Here is an 18,056-nt window from a genome sequence, read left to right as displayed (position 1 = left end):
GATTACCGGTATTGCCGGTCAGGCGATGCGCGAGCGCCGGTACAGAATGGCGCCGCCCAGGATCAGGGCCGACGCGAGGGCCGCCGCGGCCGCGGGCTGGCCCGCGCCGGTCTCGGCCAGCATGGGCGCGGTCACCCGCGCCGGTGCGGGTACGGGTGCGGGTGCGGGGGCGGGGAACTGCGGGGCCGGGGCCACGGGGGCCGGCGCGGGGGCCGGGGGCAGGTGGACCGGGGTGTCGCCCGCGGGGGCGGCCGGGGGCTGGTCGGCCGGACGCTCCACGGGCTGGCTGCCGTGCGGAGGCCGCGGCGCGGGGGCCTCCTCCGTACCGGGAGTGGGGGCCGGGACCTGCGGCGCGGGGGCGGGGAGCGGCTTCGGGGCCTCTTCGACCGGTGCCGGTACGGGAGCCGGGGCGGGCAGTGGCGCGGGCGCCTCCTCCACGGGCGGCGCCTGGGGCGCCGGGGCCGGCGGCAACGGGGCTTCCTCGACGGGCGCGGGGGCCGGGAGCGGAGCCGGTGCCGGGGCGGGGAGCGGCTTGGGGGCCTCCTCCACCGGGGCCGGCGGCGGCTGCTCCTCCACGGGCTGCGGCTTCGGCTGCGGCTTCGGGGGAGCAGGGGGAGCCGGGTGGGGCGCGGGGGCCGGGTGCTCGGCCTCGGGGCGGGGGTGGTCGTCGCACTCCTCCTCGCCCTGCTGCTGCTCGTCGGAGTGGCCGTAGCCGCCCTGGCCGTGCGGGGTCTGGTGGCGCGGCTGCTCTTCCTCGGTGTGGCCGTAGCCGCCCTGGCCGCCCGGGGTCTGGTGGCGCGGCCGCTGCCGCTCCTCGGAGTCGCCGTAGCCGCGCTGCTCGTGCGGGGATGCGTGGCGCTGCTCCGGAACGCTCCGGCGGGCCTCGCGCTCGTCGAGGTAGCGCTCCAGGGCCTCGGCGTTCTCGGGGCTGAGGTAGCGCGCGTATTCGTCTTCGGCGCGGTCGTCGTCGGCGTGGGAGCCGGTCGTCGTGGCGCACGTGTTGCCGAACGCGGGGTTGAGTCCCGCCCCGGCGTCCACGCTGTTGCCGCAGACGTTCGGCGCGAACGTGACCGGTACCGAGACGCTGTTGCCGGCCAGCACCCCCGGCGAATGAGAGGCCTCGGCCGTCGCTCCGGGGTGTGCGTAGGCCGCACCGGTCGCGATCGACAGCAGGCTCGACGCGGCTGCGGCCGTGAGCATCCCCTTGCCCAGTACCTGTCGGCTCAGTACCTGTCGCATGGGTCCTTCCCTGTCTACCGGCGGTGGCGCCGGTGCTGAATCGAAGGTGGCCTCGGAGTGCACCGCCGTGCACTCCGAGGCCACCTTCGAGGAGGTTGCCCTTGCGGGCACAAGAGCTTGGTCAGGCGTTGACGCAGGTGTTGCCGAACGCGGGGTTCAGCAGGGCGATCACGTTGACGGTGTTGCCGCAGACGTTGACCGGAACGTGCACCGGGACCTGGAGCAGGTTGCCGGACAGGACGCCGGGGGACTCCTTCGCGACGCCGGCGGCCTCCGAGTCGGCCATGGCGGGGGAGGCGGCACCGGCAGCCATCAGAACGCCGGCGGCCAGCACCACTGCCTTCTTGTACGTCATTTGTTTTCGATCCTTCCCGCAGAGGCGTATCCACTGCAGAATTAACAACGAGTGTCCGGGGCAAAAGAAACCAGGGATTTTCGGCGACGGTCGGGGAATTCACTCCGATGCCCTGCCCGAATTCTGGTTCCGGTGTATCGGCGGATTTACGGAGATCCCTTTTTCCGATCGGGTGCGCCGCAAATCCACAAGCGGCGAGGCCGCCGCGACCCGAAGGTGCGGCGGCCTCGCTGGCACGGGTCTCGGTCAGCTGCCGGCGGAGGCGTTGCCGGAGAGCACCGGGATGTTGTCCAGGATGTGCGAGAGGGCCTCGTCACCCTTGGCCTGCGTGGAGTTCTCGGTGCACTGCTGGTTCTGCGGGCTGGACAGGACCGGGATGTCCTGGACGCCGACGTTGACCAGGGCCAGCACGGACTGCACGTTGGCCTTCGCGGGCAGGGCGATGCAGGGCTTGTTGAAGGAGCCCTGGATCAGGGCCATCTGCGGGCTCATGTTGCCGTAGGTGGCCTGGTTGCCGTAGATCTGCGAGGCGCCGTTGCCGTTCACGGTGTTGATGCCGTGGTCGTTGCCGATCGCCATCGCCTGCGGCGCCATGGCCGCACCCATGCCCACGACCGAGGCGGCAACCGCGGCCGAGGCCATCATCTTCTTGATCATTGTCGTCCCTTTTTTGCAGGATTGCCCGGTAGTGGAGCACTCGGATCAACGGCCCGGCCCTGGTTTGGGTTGCGTGGCTTCACCCGGATGCAGCCGTTTCGGGCGGCACGGTTGACGGTCAGGCGTTCACGCAGGTGTTGCCGAACGCCGGGTTCAGCAGGGCGATCACGTTCACGGTGTTGCCGCAGACGTTCACCGGCACGTCCACCGGGACCTGGAGCAGGTTGCCGGACAGGACGCCGGGGGAGCCGCCGGTGAAGCCGTCCGCCGTCGCGCCGTCCCCACCGTGGGCGGAGGCGAGGCCCGCGCCGCCCATCAGCATCGCGGCGCTCGCGACGGCCATGGTGGTGCCGCGCACCAGCCTCTTCTTCATCTCCGTAATTCCTTTCGGTTCGAACAATGGTGCAAGCCATAACGACGTTCCGGTCCGGAAGGTGCGCGATATCGCCCGAAAGGCCGTACGAGCGAGTCCGACGTGATTTCCAGCCCGATTTCTGACAAAGTGCACTCCTGTTTTGTCCCGTTGATCGAAAATGGAGACTGCGCCATGGGTTCCTCCCGCAGAATCCTCGGCACGCTCGGTCTGCTGTCCTGCCTGGTCGTTTCCGTGTCGCCGGCTGCGGGTGCCCCGTCTCCGAAAGAACTGCCCCGCGTCCCCTTCACCGAGCGTTACCAGGCCGTGCAGCACGGCGGGCTGGTACGGGCCTCCAATTCCGCCATCGGCTGCCGGAGGCGGGAGTCCCCCGGGGCCGCGTCCTGCGCCGAGGTCGCGCGGGGGGCGGCGGGGGTCAACGGCGACTTCGAGATGTTCTACAACGAGGTCGACGCGGACCCGGACACCTACAACTCCACCCGGGCCGACCTCCGGATCCCGCAGGGTGCGAGGGTTTCGTACGCCCGGCTCTACTGGGGCGGGAACCTGCGGGTGGGCGAGCAGAAGCCGCCGGAGGACAACGGCCGCGTCCTGGTCGCCGAGCCCGGCGGGGCCTACAAGGAGGTCCTCGCCGACACGGTGATGGGCCACCGGACGGACGCCGGCAGCGATGCCTACCAGGCCTCGGCCGACGTGACCCCGATGGTGCGGGCGGGCGGGGCCGGGGTGTGGATTGTCTCCCAGCTGAACGTCGCCATGGGCCACTCCGAGGCGGGGGCCTGGGGCGGCTGGACGCTGGTCGTGGCCTACGAGCACCCGAAGGAACCGCTGCGCCGGATCTCGCTGTGGGACGGCTTCGAGGCGCTGGAGGCCCGGGCCTCCGACGGAATCGTCGAGGTCGACGGGCTGGCGGCGCCGCCGGGGTCCGCGGGGAAGGTCGGGCTGGTCGGCTACGACGGGGACCGCGGGATCGACGGGGACTCACTCACCGTGACCTCCGACAGTGGGCGCCGGGTGACGCTCGGCGATACAGAAAATCCTTTTAATGATGTTATGAATTCCACGATCACGGAATTCGGGGGTCACCCGTTCAAGCGACAGCCCGAACACATCAACAATCTCGGATATGACGCGGACGTGTTCGACCTGAGTCCCGCCCTGTCCGGTGGCGCCCACAGCCTGGACTTCAGGTTCAAGGGCGAAAGTCAGGGTCATTTCCTCGGTGTGCTCTTCGTTCAGACAGACGCGCGCCGCTGAACGTAGGAGCACTCCACGTGCCCACACAGCCACGGGCCGCACGGCCCACGACCGTCCTCCATCTCGTCCAGCCCGTCGACGGCGGCGTGGCCAGGGTCGTCACCGACCTCGTCCGCGCCCAGAGCGCCGCGGGCCTGCGCACCGTCGTCGGCTGCCCGCGCGGCGGCGTCCTCGCCGACGCCGCCCGGGCCGCCGGGGCCGAGGTGCTCACCTGGCGCGCCGGGCGGGCCCCCGGCCCCGCCCTGCCCGCCGAAGTCCTCGGCGCCCGGCGGCTGCTGAGCCGCGTACGGCCCGACGTGCTGCACGCCCACAGCGCCAAGGCGGGCCTCGCCGGGCGGCTCGCCGCGCGCGGCGCCCTGACCACCGTCTTCCAACCCCACGCCTGGTCCTTCGACGCCGTCGGCGGGGCCACCGCCGCCCTCGCCCTGCGCTGGGAGAGGTACGGGGCCCGATGGGCCGACCGGGTGCTCTGCGTCAGCGAGGCCGAACGCCGCGCCGGCGAGGCCGAGGGCATCACCGCCCGCTGGGAGGTGATCCGCAACGGCGTCGACCTCGACCACTTCCGCCCCGGCGCCCCCGATCCCGACCACGACAAGGCCCTGGCCCGCGCGGCGCTGCCGCTGCCCGCCGCCTTCCGGGGCGACGGCCCCCTCGCCGTCTGCGTGGGCCGGCTCTGCCAGCAGAAGGGGCAGGACGTCCTGCTCCGCGCCTGGCCGGAGCTGCTCGCCGCCGTCCCCGGAGCCCGCCTCGCCCTCGTCGGCGACGGCCCCGACGCCGAACGGCTGCGCCGCACGGCAGCCCCGTCCGGCACGCGAGTGCTCTTCGCGGGAGCCGCCCGGGACATCCGACCGTGGCTTCGGGCCGCCGATCTCGTTGTACTGCCGTCACGGTGGGAAGGCATGGCGCTCGCCCCGCTCGAAGCCATGGCCTGCGGCCGCCCGGTCCTGGTCTCCGACGTCAGCGGGGCCCGGGAAAGCCTGCCACCCGGCCAGGGACGCCTGTGCCTGGTACCGCCGGAGGACCCGACGGCCCTGGCCAAGGCCCTGGGAGGGCTGCTCGCCGAGCCGCGGTTGCTCGCCGAACTCGGGGAGCAGGCACGGCAGCACGCCCGGACCGACTTCGACGTGCGGCGGACCACGGACGCGGTCACCGGTCTGTACCACGAACTGCTGGGCAGGCCCCGGCCCTTGAACCAGGAGCGCAACACCCGATGACGATGGACAGCGCACCCGCCAGGCGGCACACCGGGCAGGGCGGACCGGGGCCCGGCTTGGCGCCTGCGCCGGACCCAGCAGCACGCCGTGCCCAGGCCGCCATCCACCCCCCGCGCGGACCCGAGGCCGACCGGGCCCGCCCCGTCGTGCGCCCGCAGCGGATCCGCCGCCGCGGGCGGGTGCTCCCGCTGCTCACCGCCGACGCGCTGGCCGCCGTACTGACCGTGGCCGCGCTGCCCGCACCGGCGCCGCCGGCCGGGGCGGCCGTGCCGATGGCCCTGCTCCTCGCCGGCCTGCACGCGCAGGCCGGGCTGTACCGGCCGCGGCTCGCGCCCTCCGCGCTGCTCGAACTGCCCGTGCTGGCCGGGCGGTCCGCCGTGCTGTGGTGCGCGGCCGCGGCGATCTGGGCCGCCGTCGACCCCGGCCGGGCCCTGGGATGGGGCGTCCTGCTGGCCGCCGTCTGCCTCCAGGCCGTACTGACCTGTGCGGGACGGGGGTTCGTCAACCAGTGCCGGCGCCGCTCGGCCGTGCGCAGGCCCGCCTCCGCCCTCGTCGTCGGACCCGGCGCCGGGGCGGGCGCGGTGGCCGCCGCCCTGCACGGCCGCCCCGAATTCGGCCTGCGCCCGGTCGGGATCGCCGACACCGAGGCCGCCGCCGAAGGGGAGCGCGGCGCGATGCCCCTGCTCGCCACCCACGAGGACATCCGGCGCGCGGTGATCCAGAACTCCGTCCGGCACGCGGTGTTCACGCGCCCGCCCGAGGCCGACGAGCGCACCGCCTCCCTGGTCCGGCTCTTCCACGACCACGGCTGCCGGCTCTGGCTCGCCGACCCGGCCGGCACCGCCAAGGTCACCGGCATGCGGGTGGCGTGCCCCGCCGACCAGCTGTGGGGGTACGCCGTGCAGCCGCTGCTGCCGCGCCCCGGGCGCCCGGTGGAGCGCTGGGCGAAGCGCGGCATCGACGCCGTGCTCGCGCTGCTCGCGCTGGTCGTGGCGGGGCCCGTGATGGCCGCCTGCGCGCTCGCCGTACGGATCGGGGACGGGCCGGGGGTGATCTTCCGGCAGGAGCGGGTCGGCCTGTACGGGCGGCCCTTCACCCTGCTGAAGTTCCGTACCCTGCGCGCCGACGCGCACGAGGCCGCCACCCGGTGGACGGTCGCGGGGGACCGCCGGATGAGCGCGGTCGGCTCCTTCCTGCGCAAGTCCTCGCTGGACGAGCTGCCGCAGCTGTGGAACGTCGTACGGGGTGACATGAGCCTGGTCGGTCCCCGGCCCGAACGGCCCTTCTTCGTCGCCAAGTTCTCCACCGTCCACCCCGGCTACGAGGCCCGGCACCGGATGCCCGTCGGCATCACCGGGCTGGCCCAGATCAACGGCCTGCGCGGGGACACCTCCATCGAGGACCGGGCCCGGTTCGACAACCACTACATCGACACCTGGTCGCTGTGGCAGGACCTGTGGATCCTCGCCCGCACCGCGGCCTCCTTCTTCCGCTTCCGGCTGGGGGGCAGCTGATGAGCCTTGCGGTATCCATGCGGGGTGGACGGCCCGGTGTGCCGGTGCTGCTGCGGCGGCACTGGCCGCTGCTGCCGCTCGCCGCGACCGTGCTGTTCCTCCTGGCCCCGCTCCCGGCGGGGGACGCGACCGCCTCCGGGAAGGTCGGCCCGGCCGACGCGGCCTCGCTGGTGCTGGCGCTGGTGTGCGCCGTGCAGGCGGTGCGCGGCCGGGTGCGGGCGCTGAGCCCGACGGCCGTGCTCGTGCTCGGGGCGCCGGGGGTGGGGCTCGCGGTGGCGACGATGACCGCCGGGGACCCGTACGCGGCCCTGCCGGGGTTCGTCCGCTACTTGCAGGTCTTCGTCCTGGTGCCGGCGGCGGTGGTGCTGCTGGTGCGTGACGCGGGGGAGTTCCGGCTGGCCGCCGGGTGCTTCGTGGTGCTGGCGCTGGTGCAGGGCGCGGTGGGGGTCGTGCAGTACGCGACCCACACCGGGGCTTCCTACCAGGGCGAGGACATCCGCGCCGTGGGCACCTTCGGCCCCGGTGACGTCATGGGCATGGCCACGGTGGTGGCGTACGGACTGATCACGGCGACCGCGCTGGCCCTGGCGCCGGGGCTCGCGCCGCGGGTCCGTCGGACCGCCGGGGGCGTCGCGCTGCTGCTGGTGGTGCCGCTGGTGCTGTCGTTCAGCCGGGGCGCGTGGATCGCGACCTCGGGGGCGGCCCTGCTGGTGATCTTCCTGGCGGGGATCCGGCGGGCGCTGAAGGTGCTGGTCGCGCTGTGCGCCGTCGGCGTGGTGCTGGTGGGCGGGCTCGGGGTCGGCTCGGAGATGGTCGGCGAGCGGCTGGCCTCGATCACCCAGGTCTCGGACGCGCCCGACCAGTCGGTGACCGACCGCTACACGATGTGGGCCGCGGCCGAGTCGATGTGGCGCGAGCGGCCTGCGGTGGGGGTCGGGCTGAAGGGCTTCCCGGCCAACCGGGACGGGCACTCCTCACTGAGCCTGTCCTCCGGCAGCGACACGGCGGGCGCGGGCCAGGGGTTCGTGCGGCAGCCGCTGCTCTCGCCGCACAACATGTACCTCCTGGTCCTGAGCGAGCAGGGGCTGACGGGGCTGACCGCGCTCGCGGGCGGCTGGGCGGTGCTCCTGGTGGCGGGCCTCAGCCGGCTCGCCAGGGGCGGGGGCGTGCGGGGTCCGGGTCCGCGGGGTGAGGCGGGCGTGCGGGACTGCGGGCCGATCGCCTCCGGCGGGGTTGCGCGGGGTGAGGAGCCCGCGCGGGACTGCGGGCTGATCGCGGTCGGCCTGTTCGTGTGGCAGCTCATCGACTTCCTGTACGCGGACATCGGCGGGCCGTCGACGGTCCTGACCGGTGTGATCGTCGGCCTGGCGGCCTGGTGGGCCCTTCCCTCCCGGGGGGCCAGTGGTCCGCTGGGCGAGGCCGCGACGGCCGACGGCTCCGGCTCTGCCACTGTGGGCGCCCTGGGTTCCCCGGCGAGGCCGTCCGCCTCCGGCGGGGGGCCGGAGGGCGGGGTGCGCGGGGGCGCCGGTTCGGGTGGCCGCTCGCGCGGCGGTGCGGTTGCTGCCGCGGGCGGGCGCACCGGCATGCGCGCCGTTCCGGGTGCGGACGGCCCGTGACGGACACCACGCCTTGGCGGCCCGCCTCCGGCCCCCCGGCCGGGGCGGGCCCCACCCATGTCCCGGGCACTCCGGACCCGGCCGTGCCGACCGTGTCGGATCCGGGCTTCGTGACGGGCGGGCTGCCGCGCGCCGCCGACGGCCCGGCGGGTCCGGGCTCCGGCCTGCCGGATGCGGGCCGGGTCCCCGCGGTTTCGGACCCGGGGTTCGTGACCGGCGGGCTGCCGCGAGCCGCCGACGGCCCGGGCGCGGCGGAACCCGGCGTGGCGGGCGGGGTGTCGCCCCGTTCCACCGACGGCCCGGCGGAACCGGGGGGCCCGCCTCCGGCGGACTTCGGGTCAGGGCCGCGCGGCCTGCCGGCCGGCCCGGGGGCACCGGCCCCCGGGGCCGGGCCGGTACCCGTCCCGGGGAAGCCGGGGGGCCCGGCCCCGGGGGAGTTCGGATCCGCCGGGTACGCGGGCGAGCTCCGAGGGCGGTCCGCAGCCGGGGCGGCCCCCGTCGCCGGTGCGCCGGGGTACGGCACGGCCGGTTACGCGGGCGGCGATCCCGGGCCGCGGAGCGTCCGGATCGCCGCCTGGACGGGCGGGCCCATGGGAGCCGGCGGCGCGCGGCCCGGGGCGGCGCCCGGGCCGGGCGACGGGCGTGACGGCGGCACCCCCGGCGGGAGCCGGCCCGGGTACGCCCGCCGTGCGGGAGGACCCTCCGATCCGGCCGCCCCCGGTGGGAGCCAGCCGCTCGGGCGGTTCCTGGCGAAGGCCGCGGCCGTCACCGCCGGACTGACCGCCGCCGGGGCGGTGTTCGGGCTGGTGCGGGACCAGACCATCGCACACCTCTTCGGGGCCGGTCACGACAGCGACGCCTTCCTGATCGCCTGGACCGTGCCGGAGATGGCCTCGACGCTGCTCATCGAGGACGCCATGGCCCTGCTCATGGTGCCCGCCTTCAGCCATGCCCTCGCCCGGCGGGCCGCCGCCCGGAGCGGGCTCAGCCGCAAGGAGGCCCGCGCGCAGGATCCCGTACGGCTGCTCGTGGGGGCGACCCTGCCACGGCTCGTGCTGTTCCTCGCCGTGGTCGCCGCCCTGCTCGTCTTCGCCGCGCCCGCCGTCGTCTCCGTACTCGCCCCCGGTCTGCCCGACCCCGCACTCGCCGTCCAGTGCACCCGGTTGACCGCCCTGACCGTGCTCTCCTTCGGCGTCGCCGGGTACTTCAGCGCGGCGCTGCGCGCGCACCGCTCCTTCGTGCCGCCCGCCGCGATCTACGTCTCGTACAACGTCGGCATCATCGGCACGATGGTCGCCCTCCACGCCCTGTGGGGGGTGCGGGCCGCCGCGGCCGGTGTCGCCGTCGGCGGGCTGCTGATGGTCCTCGTCCAACTGCCCTCCTTCATCAGGAACGTCGGCTTCGGCACGCCCCGCGGCCGCGGCGCCGCCCGCAGCCAGCGCGACCGCGACCGGCCGACCCTCATCGCCTTCGGGGTCATCGCGCCGGTGATCTTCTTCGCGGTGTCCCGGCAGTCGCAGGTACTCGTCGAGCGTTTCCTCGCCGCCTCCCTGCCGCCCGGGGCGATCTCGCACCTGAACTACGCGCAGAAGGTCGCGCAGATGCCGATGGTGCTGTCGCTGATGATCTGCACCGTCACCTTCCCCGTCGTCGCCCAGGCCATGGCCGGCGGGGAGCGGGAGAAGGCCCGGCGCCGTGTCGAGCGGGACCTGGCGCTGGCCTCGCTCGCCGTGCTCATGGGCACCGCGCTGGTCATCGGCTACGCGCCCCAGATCATCCAGGTCCTGTTCGAGCGCGGGGCCTTCACGCACCGGGACACCCTCGCCACGGCCTCCGTGATGCGGGTGTACGGGCTCGGCCTGCTCGGCCACTGCCTCGTGGGGGCGCTGTCCCGGCCGTTCTTCTCGACCGCCCGGCCCACCTGGTTCCCGGCGTGCGCGATGGCCGCCGGACTCCTCGTCAACGTTGTCGCCGGAGCCTTCGCCGTCCGCTGGTGGGGCACCTACGGCATCGCCGCCGCCAACGCGGCCGGCATCTCCACCACCGCCGCCCTCCTGCTCACCGGCCTCGGCTCCCGGATCGTCGCCATCCAGGTCCGCCGGGTCGCCGTCAGCATCGGGCGGCTCGGCGTCGCGGCCGTCGCGGCCGGCGCCACCGGCTGGATCGCCGGGCCCATGATCCCCGACCCGCTGCTCAGCGCCGCACTGGGCTGCCTGCTGGTCCCGGCCATGTTCGGGGCCACCGGAACGGCCATACGCGCCCTCGAAGTCACCGCCCTGCCCGCTCAGATCTCCCAGCTCACGCAGAGGTTCCGCAATGTCCGCTGACACCGACACGGCCCCCGCCGCCCTGGTGGACCCACCCCGCCGGACCGCCTTGCCGTGGGTCCTGATGTACCACTCGGTCGCCGAGTTCACGGACCCCGCCGAGGACCCGTACGGCATCACCGTCACCCCCGTCGCGCTGGAGACCCAGCTGCTGTGGCTGCGCTCGCGCGGCCTGCGCGGGGTGTCCGTCGGCGAACTGCTGAGGGCCCGCGCGGCCGGGCGAGCCGCCGGGCTGGTCGGGCTGACCTTCGACGACGGCTACGGCGACTTCCTGACCCGGGCGCTGCCGCTGCTGCGCCGCCACGGCTGCACCGCCACCCTCTTCGTCCTGCCCGGCAGGCTCGGAGTGGACAACGTGTGGGACCCGCTGGGGCCGCGCAAGGCGCTGCTCACCGCGGAGGGCGTACGGGAGATCGCCGACTCCGGACAGGAGATCGGCTCGCACGGGCTGCTCCACCAAGACCTCACCGCGGCCGCCGACGACGTGCTCCAGCAGGAGCTGCGGGGCAGCCGCGACCTGCTGCGCGAGCTCACCGGGGTGCTGCCCGAAGGGTTCTGCTACCCGTACGGGCACCTCGACACCCGGGTCGTCGAGGCGACCCGGGCCGCCGGGTACGGGTACGCCTGCGCCATCGACCCCGGGCGGCTGGCCGGGCGGTACGCCCTGCCGCGCACCCACGTCAGCCAGGCCGACGGCGGCGCGCGGCTGCGCGTGAAGCAGCTGCGGCACCAGGTGCGGGAGCTGCGGCGGGTGGTGCTGCCGTGAAGGCCCTGCACATCATCACGGGACTCGGCGTCGGTGGCGCCGAGCAGCAACTGCGGCTGCTGCTGCGGCACATGCCGATGCGGTGCGACGTCCTGACGCTGACCAACCCCGGGCCGGTGGCCGAGGGGCTGCGCGCCGACGGGGTCCGGGTCGTGCACCTGGGCATGACCGGCAACCGGGACCTGGGGGCGCTGCCGAAGCTGGTGCGGTTCATCCGGCGCGGCCGGTACGACCTCGTGCACGCGCACCTGTACCGGGCCTGCGTGTACGGGCGCCTCGCGGCGCGGCTCGCGGGCGTCGGGGCGATCGTGGCCACCGAACACTCCCTCGGGGACGGCGAGATCGAGGGCCGGCCACTGACGCGCGGTGTGCGGGCGCTGTACCTGGCCGGTGAACGGCTCGGCGCGGCGACGGTCGCGGTGTCCGACACGGTCGCCGCCCGGCTGGAGGCGTGGGGGGTGCCGGCCGAGCGGGTACACGTCGTCCCGAACGGGATCGAGGCCGTCCGCTTCCGCTTCGACGAGGGCGTACGGCGCGGGACGCGGGCCAGGACCGGGCTGCCGGAACGGGCGTTCGTCGTCGGCGGGGTCGGGCGGCTGGTGCCGGGCAAGCGGTTCGACGTACTGGTACGTGCCGTCGCGGCGCTGCCGGGGGCGCACCTGCTGCTGGCGGGCGACGGGCCGGAGCGGGCCGCGTTGCGGCGGCTGGCGGCGGAGCTGGGCGCGCAGAGCCGGATCCACCTGCTGGGGGAGCGGGACCCGCTGGGCGACAGCGCGGACGGGCGCACGCCGGGGATCCCGGCGCTGCTGGCGGCGATGGACGTCTTCGTCTCCCCGTCGCGGGAGGAGGCGTTCGGGCTGGCGGTGGTCGAAGCGCTGGCGGCGGGACTGCCCGTGCTGCACGTGACCTGCCCCGCCATCGACGACCTGCCGGCCGCGCAGGCGCCGGGGGCCCGCCGCATCGGTACCGGTACGGAGGAACTCGTCGCGGCACTGCGCGGGCACATGGAGGCGGGCGCCAAGCGGCTGCCGGTGCCGCCGGTGGCCCGCCACTACGACATCGCGCGCAGCGCGGCCCTCCTGCTGGACGTGTACGCGCTGGCCCTGAACACCCCCGGGGACGCCGCCCAGGACCCCGGTGGGGCGGGGCCGGAGCGGCTCGGCGCCGTGGCCCCCCGGGGCTCCGCCCCCGACCCCGCGCCTCAAGCGCCGGCGGGGCTGGGTGTGCCCCTTGCGGGGGTGGATGTGCCGGGGGCGGCTGAGCGGCTGGGCGCCGGGGGCTCCCGGGGCTCCGCCCCGGACCCCGCGCCTCAAGCGCCGGCGGGGCTGGGTGTGCCCGGGCGGGGGAGGGTGCCCCGGTGTACGCCGGAGGGCGGGAGCCGGTCCCGGCCGGAGGCCGAAGGGACGGGGTCCGGGGCGGGGCCCCGGGAAACGGAGAAAGGGCGGGGCGGGGACCAGCTCCGCGCAGCGGCCCTCCCGCACCCCGCCACCGGCACCAGCACCGGCACCGGCCCGTCCGGCGGCGCCGACCCCGGCACCGGCCCGTCCGGCGGCGCCCGGCAGGCCGGCACCCCCGCGGCCGGGCGGCAGGGCGGGGCCGACACCGGCTGATCACACCCCGCAGGCCCCCGCAGGCCCCGGCAGGCCCCGCCAGGACCCGGCAGGACCCCACGACCCCGCAGGACCGACATGACTCCCCCAGACACAGGAAGCGAGCGCACGCACATGGCCGACGCCGTTGATCCGAAGGAATCCGAACACCGTTCAGGCCGGCGCCGGCCGAGCCGCCGCCGGCTGCCGGTCTGGTGGACGCTGCCCGCGTGCGCGCTGGTGGGGCTGGCCGCCGGCGGGGCGTACGGGGTGCTCAAGGCCCCCGAGTACGCCGCCACCAGCTTCGTCGTCGCCGTCCCGGACGACACCACCGAACCCGCCACCGCCCTCGGCTTCGCCCAGGCGTACGCCCGTATCGCCACCAGCAGTTCCACCCTCGCCTACGCCCAGCCCCGCGCGGGCGTCAGCGCCCGGAAGCTGCGGACCCAGGTGCGGGCCGAGACCTCCCCCGAGTCCCCGATGATCGCCATCACCGGTACCTCGAAGAGCCCCTCCGGCGCCGCCGACATCGCGAACGCCGTCGCCGACGCGCTCTCGCTGAGCAGCAACCAGGCCGCCAAGAACACCGGGGTTCAGCTGCTGCTGTTCAACCAGGCCGTCGCGCCGACCGAACCGGCCTCCCCCTCCGCCGCCATCAGCGGGGCGGTCGGGCTGTGCGCCGGCGGCCTGCTCGGCGGGCTGTGGCTGCTCGCCCGCCCCGGCGGCCGGACCAGGCGTCCCGAAGAGCCGGAGGCACAGCCGGTCGTGGAGGGGTACGCCTCCCTCCCGGCCCAGGGTGAGCACGCCGACGCCAAGGAGAAGGAGTCCGTCCGATGACCCGGGTCTGCGCCGGGCGGTCCTTGACGGTGACCCTCTGCCGCGACCCCCGGCAGTTCGCCGCCCTGGAAGGGCCGTGGAACCGGCTCGTCCGCGCCTGTCCCACCGCCACCCCCTTCCAGAGCCACGCCTGGCTGCACTCCTGGTGGCTGTCGTACGGCAAGGACGGCCGGCTGCGGCTCGTCCTCGTGCGGCGCGGCGAGGAGTTGGTCGGCGCGGCCGCGCTGATGCTCGTACACCGGCCGATGCCGCTGCTCGTGCCGCTCGGCGGCGCCATCACCGACTGGTTCGACGTGCTCGTCGCCGCCGAGTACGCCGACCAGGTCGTCCCGGCGCTGGCCCGCGGGCTGCACCGGGCCGCCCGGGGCGCGGTCGTCGACCTGCGCGAGGTCCGCCCGGGGGCCTTGGTCGAGCAGCTGTACAAGCACTGGCCGGGGACGAGCGCCCGGCTCACCGACTCCACCTGCATGGAGCTGCCCGCGCTGCCCTTCGACGAGCTCGTCAAGCGGATGCCGGCCTCCGGAGCCCAGCGGGTCCGGGCCAAGCTGCGCAAGACCGACGCCGTCGGGATCGAGGAGCACGAGGTCACCGAGCAGGAAGTGCCGCGTGCCGTACGGAACCTGCTGCGGCTGCACGAGAAGCAGTGGCGGGGCCGTGGGGTGACCCCCGAGCACCTGAGGCCGCGCTTCGCCGAGCACCTGACCCGGGCCACCCGGCGGATGGTGCGGGCGGGGGAGGGCCGGCTGACGGAGTTCCGACTGGACGGGAAGGTGGTGGCGGCCAACGTCACGCTGCTGTCGGCCGGGCTGAGCGGCGGCTACCTGTACGGGGCCGACCCGGAACTGCGCGCCCGGAAGGTGGACGTGGCGACGCTGCTGCTGCGCCACGAGGCGGGGCGGGCGCTGGCCGACGGCCGCCCGGTGGTGAGCTTCCTGCGCGGCAACGAGCCGTACAAGAACCACTGGAGGCCCGAGACGGTCGTCAACCAGCGGTTCCTGCTGGCGACGCACGCGCTCGCGCCCCTGCTGCGGCTGCACGAGTCGCAGGTGGCGGGGCGCGAGCGGGCGGTGGACGCGCTGCGGGAGGCCCTGCCGGCCGCCCGGGACTGGCGGGCGCGGCTGGGGGAACTGCGCGTGCGATGAGCCGTCTAGAAGGGCCAGTAGCCGGATTCCCTGCCCCAGTCGACCTTCACGCAGACCGACTGCTTGCCGACGAGCCTGGACAGCCACTCGCCGAAGCTCAGCGGCACGCACCACTGCTTGCTGTTCTTCGGCGGGGTCTCCGGCTGGGGCTGGGGCTGGGGCTTGGGGGTGGGCTTGGGCTTCGGCGTCACGGCCGGGGCGGGCTCGGGCTTCGGTGCGAGCGGGCTCGGGCTGACCTGGGGGGCGGCCGGAGTCGGGGACACCGGCAAGGGCTTGGGGACGTCGGGTGTGGGTGTCGGTACTTGGGGCGTCGGGATCGGGGAGATCTCGGGTGCCGGGATCGAAGGCGTCGGGATCTCGGGTGCCGGGACCGAAGGCGTCGGGATCTCCGGCGTCGGGATAGAAGGCGTCGGGATCTGGGGTGTGGGGAGCTGAGGCGTCGGGACGACGGGCGTGGGTACGACCGGGGTGGGCACCACCGGCGTCGGGACGACGGGCGTCGGGATCACCGGGCCGGCCTTCTCCGGGGTCAGGGCCTCCCGGAAGGCCTTCGACGACTCGGGGTTCTGCTTGCACTGCCACACGCCGTGCGGGCAGTAGTCGGTGATGGTGTGGTAGAGCGGCTTGTGCTGCTCGATCCACTGCAGCATGCGCCGCACGTACTCCGCGTTGTCCCCGTGCCGGAACAGCCCCCACTCCGGGTACGAGATCTCCTTGCCGTGTGCTTCTGCGAAGTCGACGTGCTGCTGGAGCCCGTACGGCTGCGAGATCTGCTCGTCGAAGGTCTCGCCGGGAGCCTGGTCGTACGAATCCATTCCGATGATGTCGACCACGTCGTCGCCCGGGTAGCAGCGGGTCCAGCCGATCGCGTCCGTGCCCCGGTTGGGGGCGAAATCGAACTTGAACCTCTGACCGGGCACGGAACGCATCTCGTTGACGATGCGCTTCCAGTACGCCTTCCAGTTCTCCGGGTCCGGTCCGCAGCGGTGCGAGTAGGTGGTGCCGTTCATCTCCCAGCCGAGCACGATCACCGTGTCCGGGACGCCCAGCGTCACCAGCCGCTCGGCGAGCCTGCGGAAGTGGACGTCGTACTCGCCCTCCGCGCCCGCCCTGATCAGCCGGGCGACCCGGGCGTCGGAGAGGTGGTCCTCGTTGCGCTCCTGCATGGGCACGTTGAGGACGAACATCCGGTCGCCGCGGGACAGCCGCCACGCCGCCCAGTCGGCCAGGAACGAGACGCGTCCCTCGATGCCGGCCCACTGGTCGCCGGGCAGGTAGGTGTGGCCCACCCGGATCTCCTTGCCGCCCAGCCAGTTCGACAGGAGCGGGATCCGGGCGACGCCCGTCGGTCCATAGTCGAGATAGGCGCCCATGGCGATGTCGTCGTGTCCGGACCAGCCCTTCGAGGGCGCCGCCGAGAGTGCGGCGCCGGTGGCGAGCAGTCCGGCCGCGACCGTACCGATACAGGTGCTCGCCAGTCGGCGGCGTGGTCTGCGCATGGCGTCTCCCGGGCTTTCCCGAATCGGTGTGCTTGTCAAAGACGTTAGGCATCAGATCCGACGAACGGCCTGCCCGGTGACAGCCCCCTAGGCCATTCGCATCTGCGTAGCATCCTCCGCTTGGTCCGACTAGGTGAAAGACGCCGTTGCCATGCACGCCTATCCCGTCCACGTGCCCGCCGTTGTGCTCAGACTCGACCGCAATCCGTTCCACCACGGAACCCTCGGCGCCGTCAGATCCCTTGGCCGCAAGGGCGTGGAGGTCCATGCCGTCGTCGAGGCCGGGGGAGGTCCCATGGGGCGTTCGCGGTACCTGCGCGCCGTGCACCCGGGGCCGCCCGGCGGGCTGGACCCCGAGGCGCCCGAGCCGTTGCTGGAGTGTCTGACCGGGGTGTCGGAACGGATCGGGCGGCCGGCGGTGCTCATCGCCATGGACGATCTGAGCGCGATCGCCGTGGCGCGGCTCGCGCCGGTGTTGGAGGACCGGTTCCGGATCCCCCGTCAGCCCGACGACCTGCCCGCCCGCGTCGCGGACAAGGCCGAGCTGGCGAGGCTCTGCGCCCGGTGGGACATCCCGCACCCGGAGACGGTGCTCCCGCGGAGCACGGCCGAGGCGTCGCGGGCCGCGCGGCGGCTGGGGCTGCCGCTGGTGGCCAAGTGGAGCCGGCCGTGGCTGCTGCCCGCCGGGGGCGGGGAGCTGCGGAGCACGGTGCTCGTGCGGAGCGCCGCCGAGGCCGTCCGGCTGTACGAGCGGTCCGCGGAGGCGGGGAGCCCGCTGCTGCTCCAGCGGTTCCTGCCGGCCGGGCCGGACACCGACTGGTTCTTCCACGGGGCCTTCGGCCGGGGCGGGCGTCCGCTGCTCGCCGGCTCGGGCCGCAAGGAGCTGTCCTGGCCGCTGCGGACGGGGCTGACGGCGGTCGGCCGCTGGCTGCCGGATCCCGCGGTGGAGGAGGCGGGGCTGCGCCTCGCCGAACGGCTCGGCTACCAGGGGATCCTGGACCTGGACTTCCGCAGGGACGAGTCGGGGGCCTTCCGGCTCGTGGACTTCAACCCCCGCCCGGGCGCGCAGTTCAGGCTGTTCACCGACCCGGCCGGGCTGGACGTCGTACAGGCGATGTACCTGGATCTGACGGGCCGGCCGGTACCGGAGCCCTCGGGCGGACCGGGCCGGGTGTTCCTCGCGGAGAACTACGCCTTGCTGGCCGTGCTCCGGGGCGGCCGGTGCCCCGCGGGCCGTGCCGTCGGGGACTCCCCGGGTGACGAGCGGGGGAGCCCGGCCGCGGCCGGCACGGGGTCCGCGCCGCCCGCGGGCGGCGCCGGTCCCGTTCGGGCGGTGCCGTGGGGGCGGGTGGAGGCGGCCTGGTTCGCCGCGGACGACCTGCTGCCGTTCCTGGCGATGATCGGCGCCTTCTTCGGGCGCGGGCTGGCCAAGGGGGTGGGCTCCCTGCGGAGCGTGCCGGGGCAGGGCCGGCGCAGCGTCCTCGCGGCCGTCCGGGCGCCCCGCCGATGGGGGCGGGAGCAGATCCCCGCGCCTCGCGGACGTTCGAGGCGCCGGGTGCCGGGGGCGCGGCCCCCGGCACCCGGGTCCGGCGCCGCCGAGCTCCCCCACCCCGCCCCGCCGGGGGCTTCGGCGGAGCCGGACGAGTTGGTGACCAGGTGAACGGGCCCGTC

Annotated in this window: 14 protein-coding genes and 1 pseudogene; 10 read left to right on the top strand and 5 right to left on the bottom strand. The window is 74.8% G+C overall.

Annotated elements, in window-relative coordinates:
- Positions 1-18: 18 nt before the first annotated feature.
- From ACIQ5Y_RS34780 to ACIQ5Y_RS34765, 4 genes are all read right to left on the bottom strand, one after another.
- Complete coding sequence (locus ACIQ5Y_RS34780; RefSeq protein ID WP_403889795.1) at positions 19-1,239, bottom strand: chaplin; 1,221 nt, start codon at positions 1,237-1,239, stop codon at positions 19-21.
- Between the two features lie 121 nt (positions 1,240-1,360).
- On the bottom strand, positions 1,361-1,594 hold the full coding sequence (locus ACIQ5Y_RS34775) for a chaplin (protein WP_403889793.1): 234 nt from the start codon (positions 1,592-1,594) through the stop codon (positions 1,361-1,363).
- A 246-nt stretch (positions 1,595-1,840) separates the two neighbouring features.
- Positions 1,841-2,251 carry a rodlin gene (locus ACIQ5Y_RS34770; RefSeq protein WP_376661546.1) on the bottom strand — a complete coding sequence of 137 codons (411 nt, stop codon included), beginning with the start codon at positions 2,249-2,251 and terminating at the stop codon, positions 1,841-1,843.
- Between the two features lie 118 nt (positions 2,252-2,369).
- The gene (locus ACIQ5Y_RS34765; RefSeq protein ID WP_385131751.1) at positions 2,370-2,624 is read right to left on the bottom strand and encodes a chaplin; all 255 of its coding nucleotides are present in this window, start codon (positions 2,622-2,624) and stop codon (positions 2,370-2,372) included.
- A 174-nt stretch (positions 2,625-2,798) separates the two neighbouring features.
- Between ACIQ5Y_RS34765 and ACIQ5Y_RS34760 the strand changes: the two genes are divergently transcribed.
- The 9 genes and pseudogenes from ACIQ5Y_RS34760 to ACIQ5Y_RS34720 all read left to right on the top strand — a co-directional run bounded on the left by ACIQ5Y_RS34760 (position 2,799) and on the right by ACIQ5Y_RS34720 (position 14,886).
- Positions 2,799-3,881, top strand: a complete 1,083-nt coding sequence (locus tag ACIQ5Y_RS34760; protein ID WP_403889789.1) for a DUF3344 domain-containing protein — start codon at positions 2,799-2,801, stop codon at positions 3,879-3,881.
- Between the two features lie 17 nt (positions 3,882-3,898).
- Positions 3,899-5,095 (top strand): glycosyltransferase, encoded by a 1,197-nt coding sequence (locus ACIQ5Y_RS34755; protein WP_403889786.1) that lies wholly within the window; start codon positions 3,899-3,901, stop codon positions 5,093-5,095.
- On the top strand, positions 5,092-6,609 hold the full coding sequence (locus ACIQ5Y_RS34750) for an exopolysaccharide biosynthesis polyprenyl glycosylphosphotransferase (RefSeq protein ID WP_403889783.1): 1,518 nt from the start codon (positions 5,092-5,094) through the stop codon (positions 6,607-6,609). Before ACIQ5Y_RS34755 ends, ACIQ5Y_RS34750 begins: the two co-directional genes overlap by 4 nt.
- Entirely contained in the window at positions 6,609-8,225 is a 1,617-nt protein-coding gene (locus ACIQ5Y_RS34745; protein ID WP_403889780.1) for an O-antigen ligase family protein, read from the top strand. Before ACIQ5Y_RS34750 ends, ACIQ5Y_RS34745 begins: the two co-directional genes overlap by 1 nt.
- 590 nt (positions 8,226-8,815) lie before the next feature.
- A complete protein-coding gene (gene murJ, locus ACIQ5Y_RS34740; RefSeq protein ID WP_403889849.1) occupies positions 8,816-10,552 on the top strand; it encodes a murein biosynthesis integral membrane protein MurJ in 1,737 nt (578 codons plus the stop codon).
- Positions 10,542-11,318, top strand: a complete 777-nt coding sequence (locus ACIQ5Y_RS34735; protein ID WP_403889777.1) for a polysaccharide deacetylase family protein — start codon at positions 10,542-10,544, stop codon at positions 11,316-11,318. The genes murJ and ACIQ5Y_RS34735 overlap by 11 nt, the downstream gene beginning before the upstream one ends.
- Positions 11,315-12,430: pseudogene (locus ACIQ5Y_RS34730) on the top strand (glycosyltransferase); the annotation flags it as partial. The gene ACIQ5Y_RS34735 and the pseudogene ACIQ5Y_RS34730, both read left to right, overlap by 4 nt.
- 612 nt (positions 12,431-13,042) lie before the next feature.
- Positions 13,043-13,744 carry a lipopolysaccharide biosynthesis protein gene (locus ACIQ5Y_RS34725; protein ID WP_403889774.1) on the top strand — a complete coding sequence of 234 codons (702 nt, stop codon included), beginning with the start codon at positions 13,043-13,045 and terminating at the stop codon, positions 13,742-13,744.
- Positions 13,741-14,886 (top strand): GNAT family N-acetyltransferase, encoded by a 1,146-nt coding sequence (locus ACIQ5Y_RS34720; protein WP_403889772.1) that lies wholly within the window; start codon positions 13,741-13,743, stop codon positions 14,884-14,886. The genes ACIQ5Y_RS34725 and ACIQ5Y_RS34720 overlap by 4 nt, the downstream gene beginning before the upstream one ends.
- Before the next feature lie 5 nt (positions 14,887-14,891).
- Here ACIQ5Y_RS34720 and ACIQ5Y_RS34715 read toward each other — a convergent pair whose 3' ends face one another.
- A complete protein-coding gene (locus ACIQ5Y_RS34715) occupies positions 14,892-16,385 on the bottom strand; it encodes a glycosyl hydrolase (RefSeq protein ID WP_403889770.1) in 1,494 nt (497 codons plus the stop codon).
- 172 nt (positions 16,386-16,557) lie between these two features.
- Between ACIQ5Y_RS34715 and ACIQ5Y_RS34710 the strand changes: the two genes are divergently transcribed.
- Positions 16,558-18,045: an ATP-grasp domain-containing protein gene (locus ACIQ5Y_RS34710; RefSeq protein WP_403889768.1), complete on the top strand. Its 1,488-nt coding sequence runs from the start codon at positions 16,558-16,560 to the stop codon at positions 18,043-18,045.
- Positions 18,046-18,056: the final 11 nt, after the last annotated feature.

The organism is Streptomyces sp. NPDC096339 (genome assembly GCF_044762985.1).
Classification (GTDB): Bacteria; Actinomycetota; Actinomycetes; order Streptomycetales; family Streptomycetaceae; genus Streptomyces.
Note: the sequence above shows the minus strand (reverse complement) of the source record. Positions and strands in the feature narration are given on the sequence as shown.